The sequence below is a fragment of the Janthinobacterium sp. DSP2-3-3 genome (genome assembly GCF_049897325.1).
Taxonomy (GTDB): Bacteria; Pseudomonadota; Gammaproteobacteria; order Burkholderiales; family Burkholderiaceae_D; genus Janthinobacterium.
This window is the reverse complement of record NZ_JAFCWA010000005.1, coordinates 239,561-264,809: the sequence shown is the minus strand read 5'-3', so window position 1 is coordinate 264,809 and position 25,249 is coordinate 239,561. Positions and strand designations below refer to the sequence as shown.

Here is a 25,249-nt window from a genome sequence, read left to right as displayed (position 1 = left end):
CTTGTTTAATAGAACGAAATATCCATCATCATCATGACAGTCAAAGTCGCAATTGCTCAAATGAATAGTACGGTCGGCGATCTGGCCGGCAACCGTGCCAAGATCTTCGACCTTTCCCGCCGCGCGTTCGAGGCGGGCGCCGATATCGTGCTCACGCCGGAACTGTCGCTGGTTGGCTATCCACCCGAGGACCTGTTGCTGCGCAATGCATTCTACGCAAAAACGCAGGAAGCGTTTGCGGGGCTGGCCTTGGAACTGGCCCAGTTCAAGGATTTGCACGTGGTGGTGGGCTTGCCGCTGCAAGACGAGAAGGGCGTGCGCCACAATGCCGCCTCCGTGCTGCTGAACGGCGAAGTGCTGGGTACCTACCGCAAGCATGACTTGCCGAACACGACCGTTTTCGATGAAAAGCGTTACTTCACGTCGTCGGACCAGGCTTTCGTGTTTGGCGTGAAGGGCGTGCGCTTCGGCATCAATATCTGTGAAGACACGTGGTTCGAGCATGCACCGATGCGCGCCCGCGCGGCCGGCGCGCAAGTGCTGCTGGTGCCGAACGGCTCGCCGTACCACATGAACAAGCAGCATCTGCGCTATGAAACCATGCGCAAGAATGTCAGCGCGCAAGGCCTGGCCCTGGTGTACGCCAACCTGGTCGGTGGCCAGGATGAGCTGATTTTCGACGGCGACTCATTCGTGATGGATGCGGCCGGCACGATGTGCGCCCAGCTGCGCCATTTCGAGGAAGACTTGCAGCTGGTCGAGTTCGACGGCGCCACGCCCGTGCCGCAGCCGCTGGCCGCGCCGTTGACGACGGAAGCGCAGGTGTACCAGGCGCTGGTGCTGGGCGTGCGCGACTACATAGGCAAGAACGGCTTCCCGGGCGTGCTGATCGGCATGTCGGGCGGCGTCGATTCCGCCCTGACCCTGGCCATCGCCGTCGATGCGTTGGGTGCCGACAAGGTGCGCGCGGTGATGATGCCATCGCAATTTACGGCCGATATCTCGTGGATCGATTCGCGCGACATGGTAAAACGCCTCAATGTGCGCTACGATGAAATTCCGATCAAGCAAACCTTCGATGCCTTCCGCGCCACCCTGGCTGACGAGTTCGCCGGACTGGCGGAAGACGCGACGGAAGAAAACATCCAGGCGCGCATCCGCGGCACCTTGCTGATGGCCCTGTCGAACAAGCATGGCAGCATCGTGCTGACGACCGGTAACAAGAGCGAGATGGCCGTTGGTTACTGCACCCTGTATGGCGACATGGCGGGCGGCTTTGCCGTCATCAAGGATATCGCCAAGACCCTGGTGTACCGCCTGTGCGCCTGGCGCAACAGTGTGTCGGACGTGATTCCCGAGCGCATCCTGACGCGCGGACCGTCGGCCGAGCTGCGCGCCGACCAGCTGGACCAGGATTCGCTGCCGCCATATGAGGTACTCGACGGCATCATGCAGCTGTACATGGAAGAAAACCGGCCGATCGCCGAGATTGTCGAGGCTGGCTATCCGCCGGCCGATGTGGCCCGGGTCACGCGCCTGATCAAGATCAATGAATACAAGCGGCGCCAGTCGCCGGTGGGCATCCGCGTCACGCACCGTGGCTTCGGCCGCGACTGGCGCTACCCCATCACGTCGAAGTTTTACGAATAAGCAGCCATCTGTCCACAATCCAACAATTTTAAGGAGTAGCCATGAAACAGATTACCGCCATCATCAAACCATTCAAGCTCGACGAAGTACGCGAGGCCCTGGCCGATGTGAACGTGACGGGCTTGACCGTGACTGAAGTGAAGGGCTTTGGCCGCCAGAAAGGCCATACCGAGCTGTACCGTGGCGCCGAGTACGTGGTCGACTTCTTGCCGAAAGTCAAAGTCGAAGTGGTGGTGGATGACAGTGTGTCGGAACTGGTGGTCGACGCCATCATCAAGGCGGCCCGCACGGGCAAGATCGGCGACGGCAAGATCTTCGTGCGCGACGTGGAGCAGGTCATCCGCATTCGCACAGGTGAGACCGGTCCGGACGCAGTCTAAGTTTTCTTGCGGGGGCGGCTAGCCGTCAGCGCCCCAGCCGCATGTCGAATTTCCAGCATATCAGGCGCAAGATCGTGATGCCGCTGGCGCTGGTCCACAGCGCGAAGTCGTGCTCGGCGCCGAAGTGCATTTGCAGCAGGTAGGCCCAGCAGCCGAAAAACGCGCAGATGGCGTAGGGTTTGCCGTCACGAAACACCATCGGCACTTCATTGCAGACGATGTCGCGCATCACGCCGCCAAAAATCCCCGTAATCACCCCCATCATCGAGGCGATGAAGAGCGGCATGCCGGCGCGCGTCGCTTCGGCCACGCCCGCGATGGCGAACATGCCCAGGCCGATGGCGTCGGCAATGACGATCAGGCGTTCGGAGACGATTTGCCGCAAATGCTGGATCAAGGGCGCGGCCGTCAGGGCCAGCACGAAGATGAGAATGGCGTATTCCTGGTGCGAGACCCAGAACAGGGGCCGCTTGTCGAGCAGGATGTCGCGCAAGGTGCCGCCGCCAAACGCCGTAATGAACGCCACGACGAACACGCCGACCAGATCCATGCGCTTGCGGCGCGCTTCGATGAAGCCGGAAAACGCGCCCACCAGGATGGCGATGACCTCAATGATCTTGATCAGCGAGCCAGGCGGCAATTGGGGTGGCATCATGGGCGGAGCGCTAGGACAGGAAATAATTGTCACAGGTTAACATGACACGGCCCCGAATGGTGACAAACGGGGCCGTGTGCGGGGGCTAACTTGTTACTGAATTGTAATATCTTGCTGTCAAGGCTAGCGGATGGGCTGCAGGGCCGCTGAAAGTAAGACTACCAGCGCGCCATCGCCCCCTTCGGAGCGGCGCGCCTGGCAAAAGGCGATGACTTCATCCTTTTGCACCAGCCAGCTATGCACCATCGATTTCAAGACCGGTTCCTGGCCTTTCGAGCCGAAACCCTTGCCGTGGATCACGCGCACGCAGCGCAGCTTGCGCCGCGTCGCCTGGTTCAAAAAGGCGCCGATGCCGTCGCGCGCCTCGTCGCGGCGCAAGCCGTGCAAGTCCAGCTCATCCTGGATGGGCCAGTGGCCCTTGCGCATATTCTTCACCACGTCCGGTCCCACGCCGGGGCGGGCGTAGTTCAGCGCAGGATCGTTTTCCAGGTAATGGTCGACCTCGAACAAGTCCGACAGCGACTCGCGCAGCACGGCCGCATCGTCCTCGTCCGGCGTGAGCTTGCGCGCCGGCTGCTGGGTGCCTGTCGTACCCGCCTTGGGCAGGCTGGGCACGTAGCGGTCCGATTCGGGCAGGCGCTTGACGCCGCCGATGCTGGCCTTGAACAGATTGCTTTCCACGGCTTGCACCTTGACCTGCTGGGCGCGCTCAGCCGCGGCTTGTGCGCGCGCGTCCGCCTGCTCCTTGAGCTGCTTGCTGACCGCTTTCAGGTCGGCAAAGTCTTTCATCGACGCCATGCGACGCTTACTCCTGGCCTTCCAGGTAGCGCTGGGCGTCCAGTGCTGCCATGCAACCCGTGCCGGCGCTGGTGATAGCCTGGCGGTAGATATGGTCTTGCACGTCGCCGGCGGCGAACACGCCCGGTGCGCTGGTGGCGGTGGCCATGCCTTCCAGGCCCGTCTTGGTCTTGATGTAGCCGTTGTGCATTTCCAGCTGGCCTTCGAAGATGCCCGTGTTCGGCTTGTGGCCGATGGCGATAAACACGCCATGCACGGAGAGCGCTTCGACCTTGCCGTCGATGGTCGACTTGATGTTCAGGCCAGTCACGCCACCTTCGTTGCCCGTCACTTCGTCCAGAGTGTGGTTATATTTCAACACGATCTTGCCTTCGGCAACCTTGGCGTTCAGGCGGTCGATCAGGATGGCTTCGGCGCGGAACTTGTCGCGGCGGTGGATCAGCGTGACTTTATTGGCGATGTTCGACAGGTACAACGCTTCTTCCACGGCCGTATTGCCGCCGCCGACGACGGCTACTTCCTGGTTGCGGTAGAAAAATCCATCGCAGGTGGCGCAGGCGGACACGCCCTTGCCCATGAATTGTGCTTCCGATGGCAGGCCCAGGTATTGCGCGGATGCGCCCGTGGCGATGATCAGCGTGTCGCACGTGTATTCGTGGCTGTCGCCCTTCAGGCGGATCGGTTTTTCGTTGAGGAAGGTGGTGTGGATGTGGTCAAACACGATTTCCGTATTGAAACGCTCGGCGTGCTGCAGCAAACGCTGCATCAAGTCCGGACCTTGCACGCCCATCGGGTCGCCGGGCCAGTTTTCCACGTCGGTGGTGGTCATCAGCTGACCGCCTTGTTCCACGCCGGTGACCAGCATCGGGTTCAGGTTGGCGCGGGCGGCGTAGACGGCGGCGCTGTAGCCGGCTGGGCCGGAGCCGAGGATCAAAACGCGGGCGTGTTTGGTAGTGGTCATGGGAGGCTTCTCTATGAGTGGGGTCTATCCGAATTGGGGGCGTACGCGCGAAGAACAAGGGCGTATTGCGCTTGCGCAAGCAATCCACGATTATAGACCAAGCCGCCTGTGGCGACGAATCGTGGGGCCGTCCGGGGCATATATGGCTTAGAATACTTCCTTATTATGGGAAATTCCCTTTCAGAAACATTTTCACCTTGCAGCGCTTCCCAGAATGACTAAACCAGCCCAGGCCAATCAAAATAGCTATACCCGTAAACCGGTCGAACGCCGGCCCCTGCCGAACCGGCTGGTACGGCTGTTGTCCGAGGCGCGCTGGTTCGCGCTGGCCGCGTTTGCCCTGTATTTCGTGCTGATCCTGGCCAGCTTCAACAAGCTCGACCCGGGCTGGTCGCATGCGACCTCCGTCGACAAGGTGGCCAACCTCGGTGGCAAGCTGGGCGCGACCTTCTCCGATTTGTTGCTGTATATCTTCGGCTTTTCCGCCTGGTGGTGGTGCGTCTGGCTGCTGCGCACGGTGTGGAATGGCTATCGCCGGTTGAGCCGCCGCTTCCTGCTGGAAGAGGAAGAGGTGGAGCGCGAGCACCATGTCGAGATGCTGATCCGTATCGTCGGCTTCTCCATCATGCTGATCGGCAGCATGGGCCTGGAATACCTGCGCATGGCAAAAAGCCTGCACGTGCAACTGCCGCGCGAGCCGGGCGGCGTGCTGGGCCAGCTGGTGGGGCATTCGGCCCACGTGGCTTTTGGTTTCACTGGCGCCACTTTGCTGCTGCTGTTGCTGTTCGGCCTGGGTTTTAGCTTGTTCTTCCATGTGTCCTGGCTGCAAGTGGCCGAACGCATCGGCGGCGCCATCGAAGACGCATTCAACTGGTTCGTGCTGCGCTACCAGGACCGCGAAGACCGCCGCCAGGGCGAAGTGGCTGCCGTGCGCCGCGACGAGGTTGTGGTGATCGAACGGGCCAAGCATGTGGAGAAACACGTGGCCGCGCCGCCGATGAAGATCGAGCCGCAAGTGGTGACGGTGGTGAAATCGGAGCGCGTGGAAAAGGAGCGCCAGGCGCATTTGTTCGAAGGCCTGGGCGATGGCAAGTTGCCGCCGCTGTCGCTGCTCGATGAAGCGCCGCCCGTGGTGGAAACGGTCTCTGTGGAAACCCTGGAATTTACGAGCCGCCTGATCGAAAAGAAATTGTCCGACTTTGGCGTGGATGCCAAGGTAGTGGTCGCTTACCCCGGCCCTGTCGTCACGCGTTACGAAATCGAGCCGGCCACGGGCGTCAAGGGCAGCCAGATCGTGGGCCTGGCGCGCGACCTGGCCCGTTCGCTGTCCTTGACGTCGATCCGCGTGGTGGAAACCATTCCCGGCAAGAATTACATGGCGCTGGAACTGCCGAACAGCAAGCGCCAGATCGTGCGCCTGACGGAAATCCTCGGCTCCAAGGTCTACAACGATGGCGTGTCCAGCCTGACGATCGCGCTGGGCAAGGATATCGCCGGCAAGCCCGTCGTGGCCGACCTGGCCAAGATGCCCCACTTGCTGGTGGCCGGTACCACCGGTTCCGGTAAATCCGTGGGCATCAATGCGACGATTTTGTCGTTGCTGTACAAATCCGACCCGCTCGACGTGCGTTTGATCCTGATCGATCCGAAGATGCTGGAAATGTCTGTCTACGAAGGCATTCCGCATTTGCTCGCGCCCGTCGTCACCGACATGCGCCAGGCCGGCCACGCGCTGAACTGGGCCGTGAACGAGATGGAGCGTCGCTACAAGCTGATGAGCAAGATGGGCGTGCGTAACCTGGCCGGCTATAACGCAAAGATTGCTGACGCGAAAAAACGCGAAGAACACATCCCGAATCCGTTCAGCCTGACGCCGGATTCGCCGGAACCGCTGGAAAAATTGCCGACCATCGTCATCATCATCGACGAGCTGGCCGATTTGATGATGGTGGTGGGCAAAAAAGTCGAGGAATTGATCGCGCGTATCGCGCAAAAGGCGCGTGCCGCTGGTTTGCACTTGATTCTGGCCACGCAGCGCCCATCTGTAGACGTGATCACGGGTTTGATCAAGGCCAACATTCCCACGCGTATCGCCTTCCAAGTGTCGTCGAAGATTGACTCGCGCACGATTCTGGACCAGATGGGTGCAGAAGCGCTGCTGGGCATGGGCGACATGTTGTACATGCCGCCTGGCACCGGCTTGCCGATGCGCGTGCACGGCGCGTTTGTTTCCGATGAGGAAGTCCACAGAGTCGTCAGTTATTTGAAGCTGCAGGGCGAACCGAATTACATCGAGGGCATCCTCGAAGGCGGCACCCTGGAAGGCGACGGCGCTGAAGGCGGCGCGCCGGGCGAGGGCGGCGGCGAGGCCGATGCCCTGTACGACCAGGCGGTAGCGGTGGTGCTGAAAAACCGCCGCGCCTCGATTTCGCTGGTGCAGCGTCATTTGCGCATCGGCTACAACCGCGCCGCCCGTCTGCTCGAGCAGATGGAGCAGAGCGGGGTGGTATCAACCATGCAATCCAATGGCAACCGGGAAATCCTGGTGCCTGCGGCAAGTAGCGAACAAGGATAAACAGAATGAAGAACACGGCTTTCGCAACAAAAATAATGATCGGCGCGACCAGTGTCGTTTGCAGCCTGCTGTTTGCGGCCAGCGCCTCGGCCAGCGCGCTCGAGCAATTCAAGAGCTTTGCGGCCGGCACCAAGTCGGCCAAGGGCGAGTTCGTGCAGCGCCAGGTCAAGAAGGCGGACGCCAGCGGCAAGGCGAAAGTGTCGACGCCGGCCAGCGGCACGTTTGAATTTGCCCGTCCAGGCAAGTTCATCTGGACCTATCTGAAACCGTACGAACAGCTGCTGCAAGCCGACGGTGACAAGTTGTATATCTACGACAAGGACTTGAGCCAGGTGACGGTGAAGAAACTGGGCGACGCCCTCGGTTCCTCGCCGGCCGCCATCTTGTTTGGCAGCAATGACCTGGAAAAGAATTTCACCCTGGCTGAAGCAGGCACGCGCGACGGCCTGGAATGGCTGAAGGCTACACCGAAGGCCAAGGACACGACCTTCGATGAAATCACCATCGGCCTGCGCAACGGCGTGCCGGAAGCGATGGAATTGCGCGACTCGTTCGGCCAGACCTCGGTACTGGCGTTCAAGAACTTCCAGAAAAATCCAGCCTTGTCTGCCAATCACTTTAAATTTGTCATGCCCAAGGGCGCGGATGTCATCAATAATTGATTCTTGACGTCTTGTTGTTGACCGGCCTCGCAGCGATGCGGGGCCTTTGCATTCTTACCCGGTAAATATTATGGCGGATCTCTTTTCCACCGCACCGCGCCAGCCGCTGGCCGAAGCCTTGCGGCCTGCTACCCTCAACGAAGTCATCGGCCAGACGCATTTGTTGGGCGTGGGCAAGCCGCTGCGCCTGGCGTTCGAAGCGGGCAAGGCCCATTCGATGATTTTATGGGGCCCGCCCGGCGTGGGCAAGACCACGCTGGCGCGCTTGATGGCGAATGCCTTCGACAGCGAATTCATCGCGCTGTCGGCCGTGTTTGCTGGCGTGAAAGATATCCGCGCAGCCATGGACCAGGCGCGTCACAGCCTGGACCAGTTTGGCAAGCACACTTTATTGTTCGTTGACGAAATCCACAGGTTTAATAAATCGCAGCAGGACGCCTTGCTGCCTTTTGTCGAATCGGGCCTCGTGACCTTCATCGGCGCGACGACGGAAAACCCCAGCTTCGAAGTCAATTCGGCATTGCTGTCGCGCGCGCAAGTGTATGTGCTCAAGTCGCTCAACGAAGACGAAATGAAGCTGCTGCTGGTCAAGGCACAGTCGACGGCGCTGACGCATTTGAGCTTCGACGATGCTGCCGCCGACACCCTGATCGGTTACGCGGATGGCGATGCAAGGCGCTTTTTGAACTTGCTGGAGCAGGCCGAGACGGCCGCCAGCTCGACAGGGACGACGAAGATCGACGCGGCTTTTGTCGACAATGCGCTGACCCTGAATTCGCGCCGCTTCGACAAGGGCGGCGACAATTTCTATGACCAGATTTCCGCCCTGCACAAGTCCGTGCGTGGTTCGAACCCGGACGCGGCCCTGTACTGGTTTTGCCGCATGATCGATGGCGGCGCCGACCCGCGCTATTTGTCGAGGCGCATCGTGCGCATGGCCTGGGAAGACATCGGCTTGGCCGACCCCCGCGCCTTGACCATGGTCAATGACGCGGCGGAAACGTATGAGCGCCTGGGGTCGCCCGAAGGCGAGCTGGCCCTGGGGCAGGCGGTGATTTACCTGGCGATTGCTGCAAAAAGCAATGCCGGCTACAACGCCTTCAACACGGCCATGGCTTTCGTCAAGAAGGATAAATCGAAGGAAGTGCCCGTGCACTTGCGCAATGCGCCGACGAAGCTGATGAAGGAACTGGGCTACGGTCACGCCTACCGCTACGCGCATGATGAGCCCGATGCGTATGCGGCCGGCGAAACCTATTTCCCGGACGGCATGGCGGAACCGGGCTGGTACCAGCCCGTGCCGCGCGGCCTGGAAAGTAAAATAGCCGATAAATTGGCCTGGTTGCGCGAGCTGGACAGAAAAGCAGGAAAATCAGCCGGCAAGGGCTGAGGCTACAAGCCCAGCAAACTAAAACCGTCATCCTGCGGCGCGTAGCCGACCAGCTGGCGCGTCGCTGCTATCGACAGGCGTTTATAGCGGTTGTCGGACACCCCATGCACGACGTGGTAGCCGGTCGGCAGCTGTGCACTCACGCTGCGGGCCAGCAATTGCACCACATCGCGCTCGCTGATGAAGGCAGCGATGTCGCGTGCGCTGTGCTGTTGACCTGGCGCAAAGTTGGCCACGTTGGCGATGCGCACGGCTATCGCCGTCATGCCGTGTTGGTGCGCGAAGGCCGAGGCCACGCCTTCGCCGAAGGCCTTGCTGGCGCCATACATGTTGGCGGGCCGGGCCGGCATGTTTTCCTGCACTTGCACGTCCAGCGGATAGCCTTCCACGGCTTGCGCGCTGCTGGCAAATACGACTCTTTTCACACCTTGCGCCTGTGCCGCGCGGAAGATGTTGTGCGTACCGATGATGTTCGGCTGCAGCAATTGCGCATCGAAATCGGCGCTGGCGTGCGGTACGCCGGCCAGGTGCAGCACCACGTCGATGCCGGCGCAGGCGGCCAGGCAGGCGGCATAGTCGCTGACGTCCAGCGCGATAACCGGGCAGGGCGCTGGCGCCATGCCGTCCGTGTGCAGGTCGGCCAGGCGCAGGGAGAATTCCCCGTGCCGGCGCTTCCAGAAAGCGGTGCCGATGATGCCGGCGGCGCCCGTGACGAGGACGCGCAATGGTGTGGCTGCTTGACTCAGTGTTGCTTGACGCAGTGATGTTTGAATCATGTATTCCTTGTATCCACTATGTGAGGCAGTGCCAGGTTCAGCCAGCGCAGCAGGGCGGGGCGGGGTGCTGTGGTCCCATGCACGCGGATGTGTCCGCTACCCACGGCTTCGACCAGCACCAGGCCGTCATTCGGTATCGTGTAGCGTTCGCCGCTGCGCAGTACGCAATCCTCGAACTGGGCATAGGCCGTGATCCACGCCATGCCGGACAGGCATTCGATGACCCTGGCGTGCGCTTTTTCCAGGCGTAAAGGCCGTTCGCTGCGTAATTCATGGTCGGTATGCATGGCATCGCTCCTGTTGTGCTGACAGGAACAGCTTAGGTGCTTGCGGTGAACCATGACAGATGCAGGAAAACGAAATTGTCATGAATACAGTACATTTCGTCGTAGACTGTGCTTGTCAAAAAATCGGGCAACTGTATCTGTGCGGGCCGCGCGCGGCAGCCGCATACTGAAGGGAGGAACATGAGCGCGCATTTGAATCTGTATGAGCACCTGGCCAACGAGCTGGGCGCTTTGATCGACTCGCGCGTGTTTGCTCCCGGCGACCGCCTGCCGTCGATCCGCCACCTGGCGCAGCAAAAACGCATCTCCGTCAGCACGGTGATGCAAGCCTTGCGCCTGATGGAAGACCGGGGGCAAGTCGATGCGCGGCCCCAGTCCGGTTACTTTGTGCGCCACCGGGCGCCGCGCCGCCCGTGCAGTGCCGACGCCCAGCATTTGAAGGAGCCGGCCTTTGTCGGCATCAACAATCTCTTGATGCGCGTGCTGAAGGATAACGAGACGGCGAATATCGTGCAGCTGGGCACGGCCTGGCCGCCCGATGAGATATTGCCCGTCAAGCGCATGCAGCGCACCATCAGCGCCGTGGCGCGGCGCGAGCCCGCTTTATTGAGCAAGGTCAGCTGCTACGACGTCAGCGAAGGCAATTTCTTGCGCCAAGTTAAGCGCCGCGCGCTGGACTGGGGCAAGCTGGACCCGCACGAGATCGTCGTGACGAATTCCTGCACGGAGGCGATCAGCCTGTGCCTGCGCGCCGTCGCCAAGCCGGGCGACACCATCGCCATCGAGTCGGCCACGTATTTCGTGTTGCTGCAGATGATAGAAAGTCTGGGCATGAAGGCGCTGGAAATTCCCACCGACCCGAAGACGGGACCGTCGCTCGATGCGCTCGAGCTGGCCCTGCGCGCCGGCCTCGTGCAAGCGTGTTTGTTCGTGCCGAACGCCAACAATCCCCTGGGTTGCGTCATGCCGGAAGCAAACAAGAAGCGGCTGGCGGGCTTGCTGTCGGAATTCAATATTCCGTTGGTGGAAGACGATGTGTATGGCGACCTGTGCTTTGCCCCACAGCGGCCTTGGCCCGTGAAGGCCTACGACACGAGCGGCAACGTCTTGCTGTGCTCCTCGTTTTCCAAGGCCATCACGCCCGCGTCGCGCGTGGGTTACGTGCTGGCCGGGCGTTTCGCGCAGGAAGTGGCCTTGCTGAAAACCGTGTCGAGCGGTGCCACCAGTCATTTCTTCCAGGCCGTGCTGGCCGACTTTTTGGAAGGCAGTAGCTACGACCAGCAGCTGCGTAAGATGCGGCGCACCCTGGTGCAGCGCATCGCCCGCATGTCCGACGCCGTGGCGGCCAGCTTTCCGGCGGATTGCATGCTGTCCGAGCCGCAGGGCGGTTTCGTGTTGTGGGTACAGATGCCGCCGCAAATCGATGCGCTGGCCCTGCATGGCCAGGCGATCGCCGATGGCGTGGCGTATATGCCGGGCCAGCTGTTCTCGGCGTCGGGCAAGTTCAGCAATTATCTGCGCCTCAATTGCGGCAATGCCTGGACGCCGCGCATCGAGCAAGCGATCGGCCGCCTGGGCCGCCTGGTCAAGGATTCCCTGTAATACCTCTTTTCGCTTCAGCCCCCGTTTTTCACCGTTCGCTCCCTGTTTTTCGCCGCTGGTCGCAAGCCGATGGCGTTGTTTGTCGCCGTTGGCTAAAGTACCACCATACCAGCAGCAGTCAACGACGCAAACTAACCAGGAGTCACATCATGCACGCACTGAAAAACATGGAAATCACCTTTGTCGCCGCCGCCATTATCGCCATCGGCGCCAGCTTTGCCAGCGCCGGCGCGAATACGGTGGAAGTGAGCGCGAACAGCACCGTGATCGCCCAGGCTGCCGACAGCACGATGCCTGTCGTCACCGTCAGCGCCCGCCGCCTGAGTGCTGCCGAAAAAGCCGCCTTTATTTAAGCACTAAGCTAAGCAACAAATGTAAAGCGGGCGCGAGTGCCCAGCCAAGCTGCCATGACGATGGCCAGCCATGTGCAAAACTCCGAATGAACTGAACGGGTCTTGGTACAATGAGTGCTTTCGATACATCGGCACCGCCATCCACCCATGATAGATATCCAACTTCTCCGTAAAGACATCGCCACCGTCGCAGAACGCCTGGCGACGCGCAAATTCCAACTCGACGTGGCAGGTTTTACCGCCCTCGAAGCCGAACGCAAGGCGATCCAGACGCGCACCGAAGAGCTGCAGGGCAAGCGCAATGCGCTGTCCAAGCAAATCGGCATGTTGAAAGGCAAGGGGGAAGACACCTCGGCCGTGATGGCGCAAGTGGCTGGCCTGGGCGATGAACTGAAAGCTGATGAAGCGGCCCTGACCCTGGTGCAAGCCAAGCTGAGCGACTTCATCATGGCCGTGCCGAACTTGCCGCACGAATCGTCGCCCGTGGGTACGGACGAGTCGGGCAACGTGGAAGTGCGCAAGGTTGGCACGCCACGCACTTTTGACTTTGAAGTCAAGGATCACGTCGACGTGGGCGCCCCGCTGGGCCTCGATTTCGAAGTGGCCACCAAGCTGACCGGTTCGCGCTTCTCCGTCATGAAAGGCGGCATCGCCCGCCTGCACCGCGCGCTGGCGCAATTCATGCTGAACACGCACGTGGACGAGCATGGCTACACGGAATGCTATACCCCGTACATGGTCAATGCCGATTCGCTGCGCGGCACGGGCCAGTTGCCGAAATTCGAAGCCGATTTGTTTTCGGTGAAAAAAGGCGGCGCGGAAGGCGAGGGCGAGACCTTCTACCTGATCCCCACCTCGGAAGTGTCGCTGACCAATATCGCCCGCGACGAAATCCTGGCGCTCGATCAACTGCCCCTGAAAATGACGGCCCACACGCCATGCTTCCGCTCGGAAGCGGGCAGCTACGGCCGCGACACGCGCGGCATGATCCGCCAGCACCAATTCGACAAGGTGGAAATGGTGCAAGTGGTGCACCCGGACACTTCGTACCAAGTGCTCGATGAAATGGTCGGCCACGCGGAGAGCATCCTGCGACGCCTGGGCTTGCCATACCGCGTGATGTCGCTGTGCACGGGCGACATGGGTTTTGGCGCCACCAAGACCTTCGACCTGGAAGTGTGGTTGCCGGCGCAAAACACTTACCGTGAGATTTCGTCCCTGTCGAACTGCGAAGCCTTCCAGGCCCGCCGCATGCAAGCGCGTTTCCGCAACGCCGCCGGCAAGCCGGAACTGGCGCACACCCTGAACGGCTCCGGCCTGGCAGTGGGCCGCACCCTGGTGGCCGTGCTGGAAAACTACCAGCAAGCGGACGGCAGCGTCGAAATCCCGCCAGTGCTGCGCCCATACATGGGTGGCTTGACGCATCTGAAGGCGTAAAATAGTCCTTCCATTTTTTCAAGCGGCTGCTATAATCTTGCCTTCTCGCAGCAATGCGGGGAAAGACCGCAGTAAATGGAGAGGTGGCAGAGTGGTCGAATGTACTTGACTCGAAATCAAGCGTACGTTAAATCGTACCGTGGGTTCGAATCCCACCCTCTCCGCCAGAACAAATAGAGAAAGCTCCCGCAAGGGAGCTTTTTTTATTTGTGGCGGCGAAGAGGAGCAAGGCGCCTGCGCGCCTTGCGAGTGGGATTCGAAGCTCCGCGCATATTTGCGCGGAGCTTTCCGAATCGTCAAATTGGTTTTGACGCGTGCGCCAAGGCGGCAGATTCGAAGACGAGCGCGTACTCGCGCGAGGCTCCCCGAATCGCCCAAGTGGTTTTTGCTTTTCTAAAGCAAGATTAGCAATAACCCCCTACCCAACCCAACAACACCCATGCTAAAATAGCGCCTCGTTCAAACCGGCATGCCAGTTTGAACGAATAGACCGCAGTAAACGGAGAGGTGGCAGAGTGGTCGAATGTACTTGACTCGAAATCAAGCGTACGTTAAATCGTACCGTGGGTTCGAATCCCACCCTCTCCGCCAGAATACATAAGAGAAGCTCCCGCAAGGGAGCTTTTTTTATTCCTGCAATGCCAGAAAATCACCAGCGCATCAAGGCCAGGTAGAAAAACCGCCCAAAGCGCGCAGCGCAAGGCAGTTTTTCCTCCATTCAAGCTCTAATGGCCAGCGCCCCCGCCACCTTGATCTCCCTCAGCCATGGTAATCTACCCGATCACTATCCTGCCCCCATACCAAAGTAATGAGCAAAGCAATGAGCCGATTCTGGAGCAACATCGTCAGCGAGCTGACCCCCTACATCCCCGGCGAGCAGCCCAAACTGCCCGACCTGGTCAAACTCAACACCAACGAAAATCCCTACGGCCCGTCGCCGCACGTCCTGGCCGCGCTGCACGAAGCAGCCAACGACAGCCTGCGCCTCTACCCTGATCCTTCGGCCAGCGAACTCAAGCAAACCCTGGCCGACTACCACGGTTTGAACAGCGCGCAAGTGTTCGTCGGCAATGGTTCCGACGAAGTGCTGGCGCTGGCCTTCATGGCCTTGCTCAAGCACGATGCGCCGCTGCTGTTCCCCGACATCAGCTACAGCTTTTATCCCGTGTATTGCAAGCTGTATGGCATCGATTACCGTACCGTGCCCCTCGACGAGTCCATGCGCATCCGTCCGCAAGACTACCAGGGGCCATGCGGCGCCATCATCTTCCCGAATCCCAATGCGCCGACAGGCGTGAACTTGCCGCTGGCCGGCGTGGAAACCCTGCTGCGCGACCATCCAGACGCCGTGGTGGTGGTCGATGAAGCGTATGTGGATTTCGGCGGGGAAAGTGCCGTGGCCCTGGTCGACCGTTATCCGAACTTGCTGGTGGTGCAGACGTTCTCGAAATCGCGCTCGCTGGCGGGCTTGCGCGTGGGTTGCGCCTTCGGGCATGCAGACCTGATCGAGGCGCTGGAAAGAGTGAAGAACAGTTTCAATTCCTATCCGCTGGACCGGCTGGCGCTGGCCGGCGCCGTTGCCTCGCTGCACGACGAAGCGTATTTCCAGCAGACGCGCCAGGCCGTCATCGCCAGCCGCGAACAGCTGACGGCGGATTTGACGGCGCTGGGCTTCGAGGTGCTGCCCTCGGTGGCCAATTTTATCTTCGCCCGCCACCCGCAGCATGACGCGGCGCAACTGGCGGCCGGCTTGCGCGCCCGTTCCGTGATCGTGCGCCATTTCAATGCACCACGCATCAGCCAGTATTTGCGCATCAGCATAGGCAACCCGGCCGAGTGTGCAGCCTTGATGGCAGCATTGCGCGAAGTGCTTTGATCTTGTGCAAGGTAATGCAACAATCATCGGATTCATTCATCGACAGGACGGACAATATGGCAAAAGTGGCATTCATCGGTTTGGGCGTCATGGGTTTCCCCATGGCAGGTCACCTGGCGGCGGGCGGGCACGACGTCACCGTGTACAACCGCAACCCGGCCCGCGCGGCTGCCTGGCTGGAACAATACAAGGGCAGCAGCGCCGCCACGCCAGCCGCCGCGGCTGCGGGCGCCGAGTTCGTCTTCACCTGCATCGGCAACGATAACGACCTGTATCAAGTCATCCTGGAAGAGGGCGGCTTGCTGTCCGCCATGGCGCCGGGCAGCATCCTGATCGACCATACGACAGCTTCCGCCGAAGCGGCGCGCACCATCCACGCAGCGGCGCAAGAGCAGGGCGTATTCTTCCTTGACGCGCCCGTGTCCGGCGGCCAGGCGGGCGCGGAAAACGGCAAGCTGACGGTGATGGTGGGCGGCGATGCGGAAGCTTATGCACGCGCCGAACCTGTCATCGCCCTGTTCGCGCGCGCCGTCACCTACATGGGCGCGTCCGGTTCGGGCCAGCTGACGAAAATGGTCAACCAGATCTGCATCGCGGGCCTGGTGCAAGCCTTGAGCGAAGGCATTGCCTTTGCGGAAAACGCGGGCCTGGACGCGGCCCTGGTGGTCGACGTGATTTCCAAGGGCGCGGCGCAGTCGTGGCAGCTGGAAAACCGGGGCAAGACCATGATAGCGCGCAAGTTCGACTTCGGTTTCGCCGTCGATCTGATGCGCAAGGACCTGGGCATCTGCCTCGCCGAAGCCAAGCGCAACGGCAGCGATTTGCCCGTGACGACCTTGACGGACCAGTTCTATGGCGAAGTGCAGCAGGCAGGCGGCAACCGTTATGACACGTCGAGCCTGATCACTCGCCTCAGCAAGAAATAGATATTTACAACGTCACTTGAGCGGCGCGTCCCTGCAGAGGGCCGCGCCGCTTATCGTTTACGCCAGTATTAACCTTAAAACGTCAGTTTCCGGAACATCCGGTTTCGATTTTCATGGAAAAGCATGGACTTCGCTAGTTCATCGTGTATTATTAAAAAACGAGATGAAATGTCCCAATTTTTAAAACATTATGAGCGGACCCGCATGAAAACCAACTCCTCAGCGATAACACGCGTTGTCGACAAGAACATTCCCTACTTGTCATCCGCCGTTGCCATCTGGCGCCCCCGCGCCGTGCTGCGCAGCTGGCCCGGCGTGGCCATCGCGCTGGTAATCGCCCTGTCGGCCACCTTTATCTCCAGCAACTATGGCGGCCCGCAACTGCTGTACGCGCTGTTCTTTGGCCTGGCCTTCCACTTCCTTGCGTCCGACCCCACCTGCAAGCCCGGCATCGAGTTTTGCAGTAAGGTGTTGCTGCGCATGGGCGTGGCGCTGCTGGGGGCGCGCATTACCTTCAACCAGATCGCCTCGGTTGGCGTGACGCCCCTGCTGATCGTCGTCGGCGGCCTGGTGGCGACTTTGGGCTTCGGCTACCTGCTGGCCAGGTGGCTCAAGCGGCCCCTCACGGAAGGCATTTTGTCGGGCGGCTCCGTGGCCATCTGCGGCGCCTCGGCCGCACTGGCCATCTCGGCCGTACTGCCGCAAACCAAGGAAAACGAAAAGTTCACCCTGCTGACGGTGGTGGGCGTGACGTCGCTATCGACCCTGGCCATGATCGTCTACCCGCTGCTGGTCAAGCTGCTGGGCTTTGACCCCACCGAGGCGGGCGTGTTCATCGGTGGCACCATCCATGACGTGGCGCAAGTGGTGGGTGCCGGCTATCTGGTGAGCAACCATACGGGTGACGTGGCCACCTTCGTGAAACTGACGCGTGTCGCTTGCCTCGTGCCCGTCGTGCTGGGCCTGTCGATCATGTTCAAGCGCAAGGATGGCAAGAGCGAGGTCGACGCGCCGCCGCTGGTGCCCTTCTTCCTGATTGGCTTTGTCTGGCTCGTCATTACCAATAGCCTGGGTCTGATTCCGCAGGAAGTGAATGGCTGGATCAACCATGCCTCGCGCGCCTGTCTCGTCATCGCCATTGCCGCGCTGGGCGTGAAAACGTCGTTCCAGTCGCTGGCCTCGCTGGGCTGGCGTCCCGTCATCATGCTGGTGATGGAAACGGTGTGGATCGCCGCCTTCGTCGCCATCGCCGTGCTGCTGACGCGTTAAGCCGCCATCGTCCGCCATGAAGATCCTTGTCCTCGGCGCCGGCGTGGTCGGCACGGCATCGGCCTGGTACTTGCGCCAGGCTGGCCACGATGTGCGCGTACTTGAGCGCCAGGCGGGCGCCGCGCAGGAAACCAGCTTTGCTAACGGCGGGCAGATTTCCGTCTCGCACGCGGAGCCGTGGGCGAATCCCGCCACCCTGCGCAAGGTGCTCACGTGGCTGGGCAAGGACGACGCGCCGCTGCTGTTCCGCCCCCGCCTGGACCCGCTGCAATGGCAATGGGTGCTGCACTACCTGCGCGAATGTTTGCCGTCGAGGGTGTCGCGCAATATGCGTCAGATCGTTGCGCTGGCCGACTACAGCCGGCAGAGCTTGCAAGCCTTGCGCCGCGAGACGGGCATAGCCTACGACCACCTGGAGCGGGGTATCTTGCATTTCTATACGGACCAGCAGGAATTTGAACAATCGCAAACGGGCTGCGCGCTCTTGCGCGAACTGGGCTGCCCGCGCAACACGGTCAGCGCCGACGAAGTGATCCGCATCGAGCCAGCCCTGGCCTCCGCGCGCAGCCGCATCGTGGGCGGCGACTTCACGGCCAGCGACGAGTCGGGCGACGTGCATTTGTTTACCACGGCGCTGGCCGCGCGCGCCGCCGCAGCCGGCGTGGATTTTCGCTTTGGCACGACGGTGACGCGTCTGCTGGCGGATGGAGAATGCATCACGGGCGTGGAATGCATCGATGCGCAGGGCCGTCACCGCCTGGAGCATGCGGACGCCGTGGTGGTGGCCATGGGCAGCTTTTCGGCACCGCTGCTGCAGCCGCTGGGCATCCGCCTGATGCTGTATCCGGGCAAGGGGTATTCGGCCACCTATCCGATTGTCGACCCCGTCAGCGCGCCTTCCGTGTCACTGACGGACGATGGCCATAAACTGGTGTTTTCACGCCTGGGCGAGCGCCTGCGCGTGGCGGGTACGTGCGAGTTGAACGGCTATACGCGCGAACTGAACCCCGTGCGCTGCGCCGCCATCACGCGCCGCGTGCAAGCCCTGTTTCCCCACGCCTGCGATTACAGCGACCCCGTCTACTGGGCCGGCCTGCGTCCGCTGACCCCCTCGAACGTGCCGTACATCGGCGCCACGCGCTACCGTCAGCTCTATCTGAACACAGGCCACGGCACCCTGGGCTGGACCATGGGCTGCGGCGCGGGCCGGGCAATCGCCGACTTCGTGTCGGGGCGGCGACCCGACGTCGATTTTGCGTTTTGCGGCGAATCCTCCCGGCAAGAGGCCGCTTTGGTTCAACTTAGGAGAGCACCACGATGAGAGACGCCACCACCCCCAGCCAAGCACCGACCGGCCTGACCCTGGCAGGCACCACCTACCAATCGCGCCTGCTGGTGGGTACAGGCAAATACAAGGATTTCGAGGAAACGCGCCTGGCCATCGAGGAAAGCGGCGCCGAGATCGTCACCGTCACCATCCGGCGCGTGAATATCGGCCAGGAAAAGGGCGAGCCGAATCTGCTCGATTTCATTCCACCGTCGAAATACACGATTCTGCCCAACACGGGCGGCTGCTATAACGCGCGCGACGCCGTCTACACTCTGCAACTGGCGCGCGAGCTGCTGGGCGGGCACCAGCTATGCAAGCTGGAAGTGCTCGGCGATGAAAAGACCCTGTTCCCGAACATGCCGGAAACGTTAAAAGCGGCGGAGCAGCTGGTGAAGGATGGCTTCCAGGTGATGGTGTATTGCAGCGACGACGCCATCCAGGCGCGCATGCTGGAAGAGATCGGCTGCATCGCCGTCATGCCGCTGGCGTCACTGATCGGCTCGGGCATGGGCATTTTGAATCCGTGGAATCTGTCGCTGATCATCGAGCAAGCCACGGTGCCCGTGCTGGTCGATGCCGGCGTGGGCACGGCGTCGGACGCGGCCATCGCCATGGAACTCGGCTGCGACGGCATCTTGATGAATACCGCCATCGCGGCGGCGCGCGAACCGATACGCATGGCGCGAGCCATGAAACTGGCAGTGCAGGGCGGACGCGAGGCTTACCTGGCCGGACGCATGCCCCGGAGAGCGGGCGCCATGAGCGCGACGCCCTCGTCGCCGATGGCCGGGCTGATCGCCTGAGCCGCCGCATTTGCGGCAATGTGCAGCACCGTTGTTGATTTCTGTTGATTTCTTTTGATTTTTTTCTTGAAGAACGCACCCATAAAAACCACAATACCTGGAGATGACATGAAACACACACTCGTAGCGGCGGCCATCCTGGCCTCCTTCTTCGCCGGCAGCGCCAGCGCCCAATCGTCCGTCACCGTGTACGGCTTGCTCGACGCGGGCCTGACGTCCGAACACGGCGGCGCGGACGGTTCCGTCACCAAGCTGGCCACCGGCGTGCAGTCGGGCAGCCGCATCGGCTTCAAGGGCACGGAAGACCTGGGCAATAATTTAAAGGCCAACTTCTTGCTGGAAAATGGCCTCGACCTCGATACGGGCGCCAACCGCCAGGGCGCCCTATTCGGGCGCAAGGCGTATGTGGGCCTGTCCGGCGGGTTTGGCGCCGTGAACCTGGGCTTGCAACACAATCCGCTGTTTACCGCGCTGGACAATATCGACCCCTTCGAGACCGGCATGACGGGCGCCTCGATCAACCTGATGAGCGTGGCCAGCCTGCGCACGAAAAACTCCATCATGTACGAAACGCCGAAGGTGAACGGCTTGTCGGCTGCCGTCATGGTTGGCCTCGGTGAAAAGCCGGACAGCAACACCCTGGGCCGCACCATCGATTTTTCCATCGATTACGCCAACGGCCCGCTGGTGCTGACCCTGGCGCATGACAAGCGCAAGGACACGCCGCTGAATACGGCAAAAGTGACCTTGCTGGGCGGCACCTACGACTTCGGCCCCGCCAAGTTGCACGCCGCCTATGAGACGGACAAGGACGATGCGGGCACGGATTTCCGCAACGTCATGCTGGGCGTATCGGCCCCCGTGGGCGCGGCGGGCAGCGTGATGGCGTCGTACATTCGCAAGGATGACCGCACGAACGCGCGCCGCGGCGGTCGCCAGCTTGCCATCGGCTACACCTATGCCTTGTCCAAGCGCACGAATCTGTACACCTCGTACGGGCGCATCAACAACGATGGCGCGGGCACCAACTTTGTCGGCGACGCATCGAGCGGCGGCAGCGTGCCCTTGCCAGGCCATAACTCGAGCGCCTTCACGGCCGGCATGCGCCTGAAGTTCTAGGACGCAGCGCAGGAGGTATCGATGGCGGGCTGTCTGTTGCGGATAGCCCGCCATTGTTGTTTCAGGAATGGCGCAAAGTCACGGATTCCGGATTCAGGAATGAAACAGTCCGATTTTTCATGAATTTTTATTGACAGCGCATTTCGCAACCGTTAAATTGAACACGTATTTCAAATATCGGAACAAAATATACCGATTTTTTATAAAACCGTAAGGAGACTGAGCCATGACCGATTTGTCCGACCAAAAAGCCGCCGCCGCTGCCGCAGTGAATCCTCCCGCTTCTGTAGGCCCGCAAAAGATGACGCCTTCCGAAGCGTTCGTGGAAACCTTGGCCGCCAATGGCGTGACCGACATGTTCGGCATCATGGGCTCGGCCTTCATGGACCCGATGGATATCTTTGCGCCCGCCGGCATCCGTTTGATCCCCGTCGTGCACGAGCAGGGCGCCGGCCACATGGCTGACGGCTATGCCCGCGTCTCGGGACGCCACGGCGTGGTCATCGGCCAGAACGGCCCCGGCATCAGCAATTGCGTCACCGCCATCGCCGCCGCCTACTGGGCGCATACCCCGGTCGTGATCATTACTCCTGAGACCGGCACGATGAGCATGGGCCTGGGCGGTTTCCAGGAAGCGAACCAGTTGCCGATGTTCGAGGAATTTACGAAGTATCAAGGCCACGTCACCCATCCAGCCCGCATGGCCGAATACACGGGTCGCTGCTTTGACCGCGCCATGTCGGAAATGGGACCGACGCAATTGAATATCCCGCGCGACTATTTCTATGGCGAAATCAAGGCGGAAATCCCCAAACCGAATCGCCTGGACCGTGGCGCCGGCGGCGAGCAAAGCCTCAACGATGCGGCGGAACTGCTGGCGAAAGCCAAGTTCCCCGTCATCATCTCGGGCGGCGGCGTTGTCATGGGCGAGGCGATCGAGGAATGCAAGGCGCTGGCCGAGCGCCTCGGTGCGCCCGTCGTCAACAGCTATCTGCATAACGACTCCTTCCCTGCCAGCCACCCGCTGTGGTGCGGCCCGCTCGGTTACCAGGGTTCGAAAGCGGCCATGAAACTGATCGCCCAGGCCGACGTCGTCGTGGCCCTCGGTTCGCGCCTGGGACCGTTCGGCACCTTGCCGCAGCACGGCATGGATTACTGGCCGAAAAACGCCAAGATCATCCAGATCGATGCGGACAACAAGATGTTGGGCCTGGTGAAAAAGATATCGGTGGGTATCTGCGGCGACGCCAAGGCAGCCGCGAAAGCCATCCTGGCCCGCCTGGATGGCAAGAGCCTCGATTGCGATGCCACGCGCGACGAGCGCTATGCCACCGTGCAAGCGGAAAAGACCGCGTGGGAAGAGGAATTGACGAACTGGACCCATGAAAAAGATGCGTACAGCCTGGACATGATCGAAGAGCAAAAGAAAGAACCGGGCAGCTATCTGCACCCGCGCCAGGTCTTGCGCGAGCTGGAAAAAGCCATGCCGGAAGACGTGATGGTGTCGACCGACATCGGCAACATCAACTCGGTGGCAAACAGCTACTTGCGCTTTGAAAAGCCGCGCAGCTTCTTTGCGGCGATGAGCTTTGGCAATTGCGGTTATGCGTTTCCGACCATCATCGGCGCGAAAGTGGCCGCACCGCACCGTCCGGCCGTGTCGTATGCGGGCGATGGCGCCTGGGGCATGAGCTTGATGGAAACGATGACTTGCGTGCGCCACAACATTCCCGTGACGGCCGTGGTGTTCCACAACCGCCAGTGGGGCGCGGAAAAGAAAAACCAGGTGGATTTCTACAACCGCCGCTTCGTTGCCGGTGAACTCGACAACCAGAGCTTCGCGGAAATTGCGCGCGCCATGGGCGCCGAAGGCATCACGGTCGACAAGCTGGAAGACGTGGGGCCGGCCTTGAAAAAAGCCATCGCCATGCAGATGGATGAAGGCAAGACCACCATCATCGAAATCATGTGCACGCGCGAGCTGGGCGACCCGTTCCGCCGCGATGCGCTGAGCAAGCCTGTGCGTCATCTGGACAAGTACAAAGACTACGTGTAATCAGTCAGAGCTATCCTTGTATGACCCCGGCTTGCCGGGTTTTATGTGCCAGAATCATCTGCATGCTTCCATGGTTCCGGCACTTTTTTACCGAATTGGAGTCGTCATGAAAGCCCTGCACCGCATCATTGCGCAAGCCTGCACCGTGCCGAAAAATATCGTCTTGTGCGAGGGCGACGATGTGCGCGTGCTGCAGGCGGCCGCGCGCGCGGCAAGCGAAGGTTTGGCGCACATCATCATCGTCGGCAAGCCGGTCGTCATCCTGGCGCTGGCGCAGGAACATGCGCTGGACCTGGACGCCGTGCGCCTGGTCGACCCGGCAGAGTCAAGCGAGTCGGAACATTACGCCCAGCAATTGTTTGTGCTGCGTCAAGCCAAGGGCATGACGGTGGAGCAGGCCAGGCTCGCCGTGCAAGACCCCTTGTGCTACGCCAACCTGATGGTGCGTTTGGGCGACGCCGACGGCTGCGTGGCGGGGGCCGTGCACACGACGGCCGACGTGGTGCGCAGCGCCATCCAGATCATTGGCGTCGATCCCGCCTTCAAGCTGGTGTCGAGTTTTTTCCTGATGATGCTGTGCGAACCTTTCCACAGCCTGAAGGGCGGCTTCATTTTTTCCGACTGCGCCCTCGTCGTCGATCCGAAAGCGGACGAGCTGGCCGACATCGCCATGGCAGCCGCCGACAGCGCGCAAGCCTTGCTGATGGAAGAACCCCGGGTAGCCATGCTGTCGTTTTCCACCAGCGGCAGCGCCCATCACGCGGCCGTCGACAAGGTGCATGCGGCCACGGACCGGGTCAAGGCCCAGCGTCCGTTGCTGGCCATCGATGGCGACGTGCAGCTCGACGCGGCCATCGTGGCCGAGATTTCGCAGCGCAAGGTCAAGGATTCAGTCGTCAACGGCCGCGCGAATGTGCTGGTGTTTCCGAACCTCGATGCGGGCAATATCGGCTATAAATTGGCCGAGCGCATGGGCGGCGCCGTCGCTATCGGCCCACTGCTGCAAGGCTTGAACAAGCCGGCCAATGATTTGTCGCGCGGTTGCAGCGCGATGGATGTGTACAACGTCATTGCGGTCACGGCCGTGCAGGCCCAGGGTGGGCGCTGAGTTGTTCAGCCTGCCCGTGCTGGCGCTGCTGGGCGTGGTGGCGGCGGGCACGTATTTCCAGACCGTCACGGGCTTTGGCCTGGGCATGATCGTCATGGGCGTGGCCAGCGGACTGGGCCTGGCGCCCGTGCCTGCGCTGGCGGCCCTCGTCAGCTTGCTGTCCCTGGCAAATTGCCTGGTGGCCTTGCCGGGTGCCTTGCACCACCTGGACTGGCGCGCCATCCGCGCCGCCAGCATCGGCTTGCTACCAGCCATGGCGGCCGGCGTCTTGCTATTGGGATATCTGGACCAGGCGTATGCGCCCGTCCTGAAACTCTTGCTGGGCGCGGCCATCGTGTATGGCGGCGTCAGCATCCTGCTGCAGGCGCCGCCGGGACCGGGCGCGGCCGATAAACGCAGCTTTTTCATCAGCGGCGTATGCGGCGGCCTGTTCTCGGGCCTGTTTTCACTGGCCGGGCCACCGCTCGTGTACCAGTTTTACCGCCAGGAAATGAGCCTGACCGCCATCCGCTACAGCCTGATCTTTTTGTTTGCCATCAGCGCGGGTGGACGCTCGCTGATGGCGGGCAGCCAGGGCCAGCTGGACGCGAAAGTCTTGCTGCTGTGCATGTTGGCCTTGCCCGTCGGCGTGCTGGCCACGATGGCTGGCAAGCGCTACCCGCCGCCTATCGCACAGCGCGGCATGCGCCGCATCGCGTTTGCCGTGCTGACCGCCATCGGCATTTCGCTGATGGTCAGAAGCGGCATTCCGATATACAATATTTTATGAAAAAGATAATTTATCTGATGGTTTGCGCCTTCTCACTTGGAGGGGTAAGCCAATCTGTGCTGGCACAAATCGTTGTGCAGGCGGCTTCCGCCAAGCTCCAGCCTCAAATTGGTCGAGATGATAAAGGCTACTCGACATGTGGTATCCATGCCGTTGTACTCAATATCCAAGGCCAAAGTGTGGAGGTTTATGATTTTTCTATTAATATCCGCGCAAATATGCATGTGGGATTAATCAAAGCTGGGAAGATGCAGACATCTACAAAAGAAATGTTGGCGAACAAATCGCTGCCGATTGCTGTCCAGCCTGCTCCTATTAACTTCTGGATTGCAAAAGAAGCTGAAGGAAGCGCTCTCAGGCTACAGAAGATTATCCCTGTTGATACCCTGGCTATATTCTAGCTGGAGCGGACCTCGTAAAAACTTACGACATTCTGCTTGGGATGGCTAACGGCGAACGCATCCAGT

General features: G+C 60.9%; 23 protein-coding genes and 2 tRNA genes. 20 read left to right on the top strand and 5 right to left on the bottom strand.

The window, feature by feature from the left end; all coding sequences use genetic code 11:
* Positions 1-33: 33 nt before the first annotated feature.
* Together ACP7DE_RS12480 and ACP7DE_RS12475 are read left to right on the top strand one after the other, a co-directional pair.
* On the top strand, positions 34-1,650 hold the full coding sequence (locus ACP7DE_RS12480) for an NAD+ synthase (protein ID WP_426072388.1): 1,617 nt from the start codon (positions 34-36) through the stop codon (positions 1,648-1,650).
* A gap of 41 nt (positions 1,651-1,691) precedes the next feature.
* Positions 1,692-2,030, top strand: a complete 339-nt coding sequence (locus ACP7DE_RS12475) for a P-II family nitrogen regulator (RefSeq protein WP_034758685.1) — start codon at positions 1,692-1,694, stop codon at positions 2,028-2,030.
* A 25-nt stretch (positions 2,031-2,055) separates the two neighbouring features.
* Here the strand turns inward: ACP7DE_RS12475 and ACP7DE_RS12470 are convergent, their stop codons facing one another.
* The 3 genes from ACP7DE_RS12470 to trxB form a co-directional block, all read right to left on the bottom strand.
* Positions 2,056-2,685 (bottom strand): trimeric intracellular cation channel family protein, encoded by a 630-nt coding sequence (locus tag ACP7DE_RS12470; protein WP_034758680.1) that lies wholly within the window; start codon positions 2,683-2,685, stop codon positions 2,056-2,058.
* 123 nt (positions 2,686-2,808) lie between these two features.
* The gene (locus ACP7DE_RS12465; protein WP_426072387.1) at positions 2,809-3,483 is read right to left on the bottom strand and encodes a Smr/MutS family protein; all 675 of its coding nucleotides are present in this window, start codon (positions 3,481-3,483) and stop codon (positions 2,809-2,811) included.
* Between the two features lie 7 nt (positions 3,484-3,490).
* The gene (gene trxB / locus ACP7DE_RS12460; protein ID WP_101480433.1) at positions 3,491-4,444 is read right to left on the bottom strand and encodes a thioredoxin-disulfide reductase; all 954 of its coding nucleotides are present in this window, start codon (positions 4,442-4,444) and stop codon (positions 3,491-3,493) included.
* A 214-nt stretch (positions 4,445-4,658) separates the two neighbouring features.
* Here trxB and ACP7DE_RS12455 point away from each other — a divergent pair, with 214 nt between their 5' ends.
* The 3 genes from ACP7DE_RS12455 to ACP7DE_RS12445 all read left to right on the top strand — a co-directional run bounded on the left by ACP7DE_RS12455 (position 4,659) and on the right by ACP7DE_RS12445 (position 9,071).
* On the top strand, positions 4,659-7,019 hold the full coding sequence (locus ACP7DE_RS12455) for a DNA translocase FtsK (protein ID WP_426072386.1): 2,361 nt from the start codon (positions 4,659-4,661) through the stop codon (positions 7,017-7,019).
* A 5-nt stretch (positions 7,020-7,024) separates the two neighbouring features.
* A complete protein-coding gene (gene lolA, locus ACP7DE_RS12450; protein ID WP_426072385.1) occupies positions 7,025-7,681 on the top strand; it encodes an outer membrane lipoprotein chaperone LolA in 657 nt (218 codons plus the stop codon).
* A 70-nt stretch (positions 7,682-7,751) separates the two neighbouring features.
* Positions 7,752-9,071 (top strand): replication-associated recombination protein A, encoded by a 1,320-nt coding sequence (locus ACP7DE_RS12445; RefSeq protein WP_426072384.1) that lies wholly within the window; start codon positions 7,752-7,754, stop codon positions 9,069-9,071.
* A 2-nt stretch (positions 9,072-9,073) separates the two neighbouring features.
* Here ACP7DE_RS12445 and ACP7DE_RS12440 read toward each other — a convergent pair whose 3' ends face one another.
* Both ACP7DE_RS12440 and ACP7DE_RS12435 read right to left on the bottom strand, forming a co-directional pair.
* Positions 9,074-9,847 carry an NAD-dependent epimerase/dehydratase family protein gene (locus ACP7DE_RS12440; RefSeq protein WP_426072383.1) on the bottom strand — a complete coding sequence of 258 codons (774 nt, stop codon included), beginning with the start codon at positions 9,845-9,847 and terminating at the stop codon, positions 9,074-9,076.
* Positions 9,844-10,134 carry a DUF2917 domain-containing protein gene (locus ACP7DE_RS12435; RefSeq protein ID WP_426072382.1) on the bottom strand — a complete coding sequence of 97 codons (291 nt, stop codon included), beginning with the start codon at positions 10,132-10,134 and terminating at the stop codon, positions 9,844-9,846. Before ACP7DE_RS12435 ends, ACP7DE_RS12440 begins: the two co-directional genes overlap by 4 nt.
* A 180-nt stretch (positions 10,135-10,314) precedes the next feature.
* Between ACP7DE_RS12435 and ACP7DE_RS12430 the strand changes: the two genes are divergently transcribed.
* The 15 genes from ACP7DE_RS12430 (at position 10,315) to ACP7DE_RS12360 (ending at position 25,183) form a co-directional block, all read left to right on the top strand.
* Positions 10,315-11,736 carry a PLP-dependent aminotransferase family protein gene (locus ACP7DE_RS12430; protein ID WP_426072381.1) on the top strand — a complete coding sequence of 474 codons (1,422 nt, stop codon included), beginning with the start codon at positions 10,315-10,317 and terminating at the stop codon, positions 11,734-11,736.
* A 149-nt stretch (positions 11,737-11,885) separates the two neighbouring features.
* The gene (locus ACP7DE_RS12425; RefSeq protein WP_426072380.1) at positions 11,886-12,089 is read left to right on the top strand and encodes a hypothetical protein; all 204 of its coding nucleotides are present in this window, start codon (positions 11,886-11,888) and stop codon (positions 12,087-12,089) included.
* Positions 12,090-12,236: 147 nt separating this feature from the next.
* On the top strand, positions 12,237-13,526 hold the full coding sequence (gene serS / locus ACP7DE_RS12420; protein ID WP_426072379.1) for a serine--tRNA ligase: 1,290 nt from the start codon (positions 12,237-12,239) through the stop codon (positions 13,524-13,526).
* Positions 13,527-13,603: 77 nt separating this feature from the next.
* A tRNA-Ser gene (locus ACP7DE_RS12415) sits at positions 13,604-13,693 on the top strand.
* Positions 13,694-14,027: 334 nt separating this feature from the next.
* A tRNA-Ser gene (locus ACP7DE_RS12410) sits at positions 14,028-14,117 on the top strand.
* Between the two features lie 229 nt (positions 14,118-14,346).
* Positions 14,347-15,402 carry a histidinol-phosphate transaminase gene (gene hisC / locus ACP7DE_RS12405; RefSeq protein WP_426072378.1) on the top strand — a complete coding sequence of 352 codons (1,056 nt, stop codon included), beginning with the start codon at positions 14,347-14,349 and terminating at the stop codon, positions 15,400-15,402.
* 56 nt (positions 15,403-15,458) lie between these two features.
* Positions 15,459-16,328: an NAD(P)-dependent oxidoreductase gene (locus ACP7DE_RS12400; protein ID WP_426072377.1), complete on the top strand. Its 870-nt coding sequence runs from the start codon at positions 15,459-15,461 to the stop codon at positions 16,326-16,328.
* A 204-nt stretch (positions 16,329-16,532) separates the two neighbouring features.
* Positions 16,533-17,597, top strand: coding sequence for a YeiH family protein (locus ACP7DE_RS12395; protein ID WP_426072376.1), 1,065 nt, complete (start codon positions 16,533-16,535; stop codon positions 17,595-17,597).
* 16 nt (positions 17,598-17,613) lie between these two features.
* Positions 17,614-18,918, top strand: coding sequence for a D-amino acid dehydrogenase (locus tag ACP7DE_RS12390; protein WP_426072375.1), 1,305 nt, complete (start codon positions 17,614-17,616; stop codon positions 18,916-18,918).
* Entirely contained in the window at positions 18,915-19,730 is an 816-nt protein-coding gene (locus tag ACP7DE_RS12385; protein ID WP_426072374.1) for a thiazole synthase, read from the top strand. The genes ACP7DE_RS12390 and ACP7DE_RS12385 overlap by 4 nt, the downstream gene beginning before the upstream one ends.
* Positions 19,731-19,838: 108 nt before the next feature.
* Entirely contained in the window at positions 19,839-20,849 is a 1,011-nt protein-coding gene (locus ACP7DE_RS12380; RefSeq protein ID WP_426072373.1) for a porin, read from the top strand.
* Between the two features lie 226 nt (positions 20,850-21,075).
* Positions 21,076-22,905 carry a sulfoacetaldehyde acetyltransferase gene (gene xsc, locus ACP7DE_RS12375; RefSeq protein ID WP_426072372.1) on the top strand — a complete coding sequence of 610 codons (1,830 nt, stop codon included), beginning with the start codon at positions 21,076-21,078 and terminating at the stop codon, positions 22,903-22,905.
* Between the two features lie 106 nt (positions 22,906-23,011).
* Positions 23,012-24,013, top strand: coding sequence for a phosphate acetyltransferase (gene pta, locus ACP7DE_RS12370; protein WP_426072371.1), 1,002 nt, complete (start codon positions 23,012-23,014; stop codon positions 24,011-24,013).
* The gene (locus ACP7DE_RS12365; protein WP_426072370.1) at positions 24,003-24,782 is read left to right on the top strand and encodes a TSUP family transporter; all 780 of its coding nucleotides are present in this window, start codon (positions 24,003-24,005) and stop codon (positions 24,780-24,782) included. The genes pta and ACP7DE_RS12365 overlap by 11 nt, the downstream gene beginning before the upstream one ends.
* A complete protein-coding gene (locus tag ACP7DE_RS12360) occupies positions 24,779-25,183 on the top strand; it encodes a hypothetical protein (protein ID WP_426072369.1) in 405 nt (134 codons plus the stop codon). Before ACP7DE_RS12365 ends, ACP7DE_RS12360 begins: the two co-directional genes overlap by 4 nt.
* Positions 25,184-25,249: the final 66 nt, after the last annotated feature.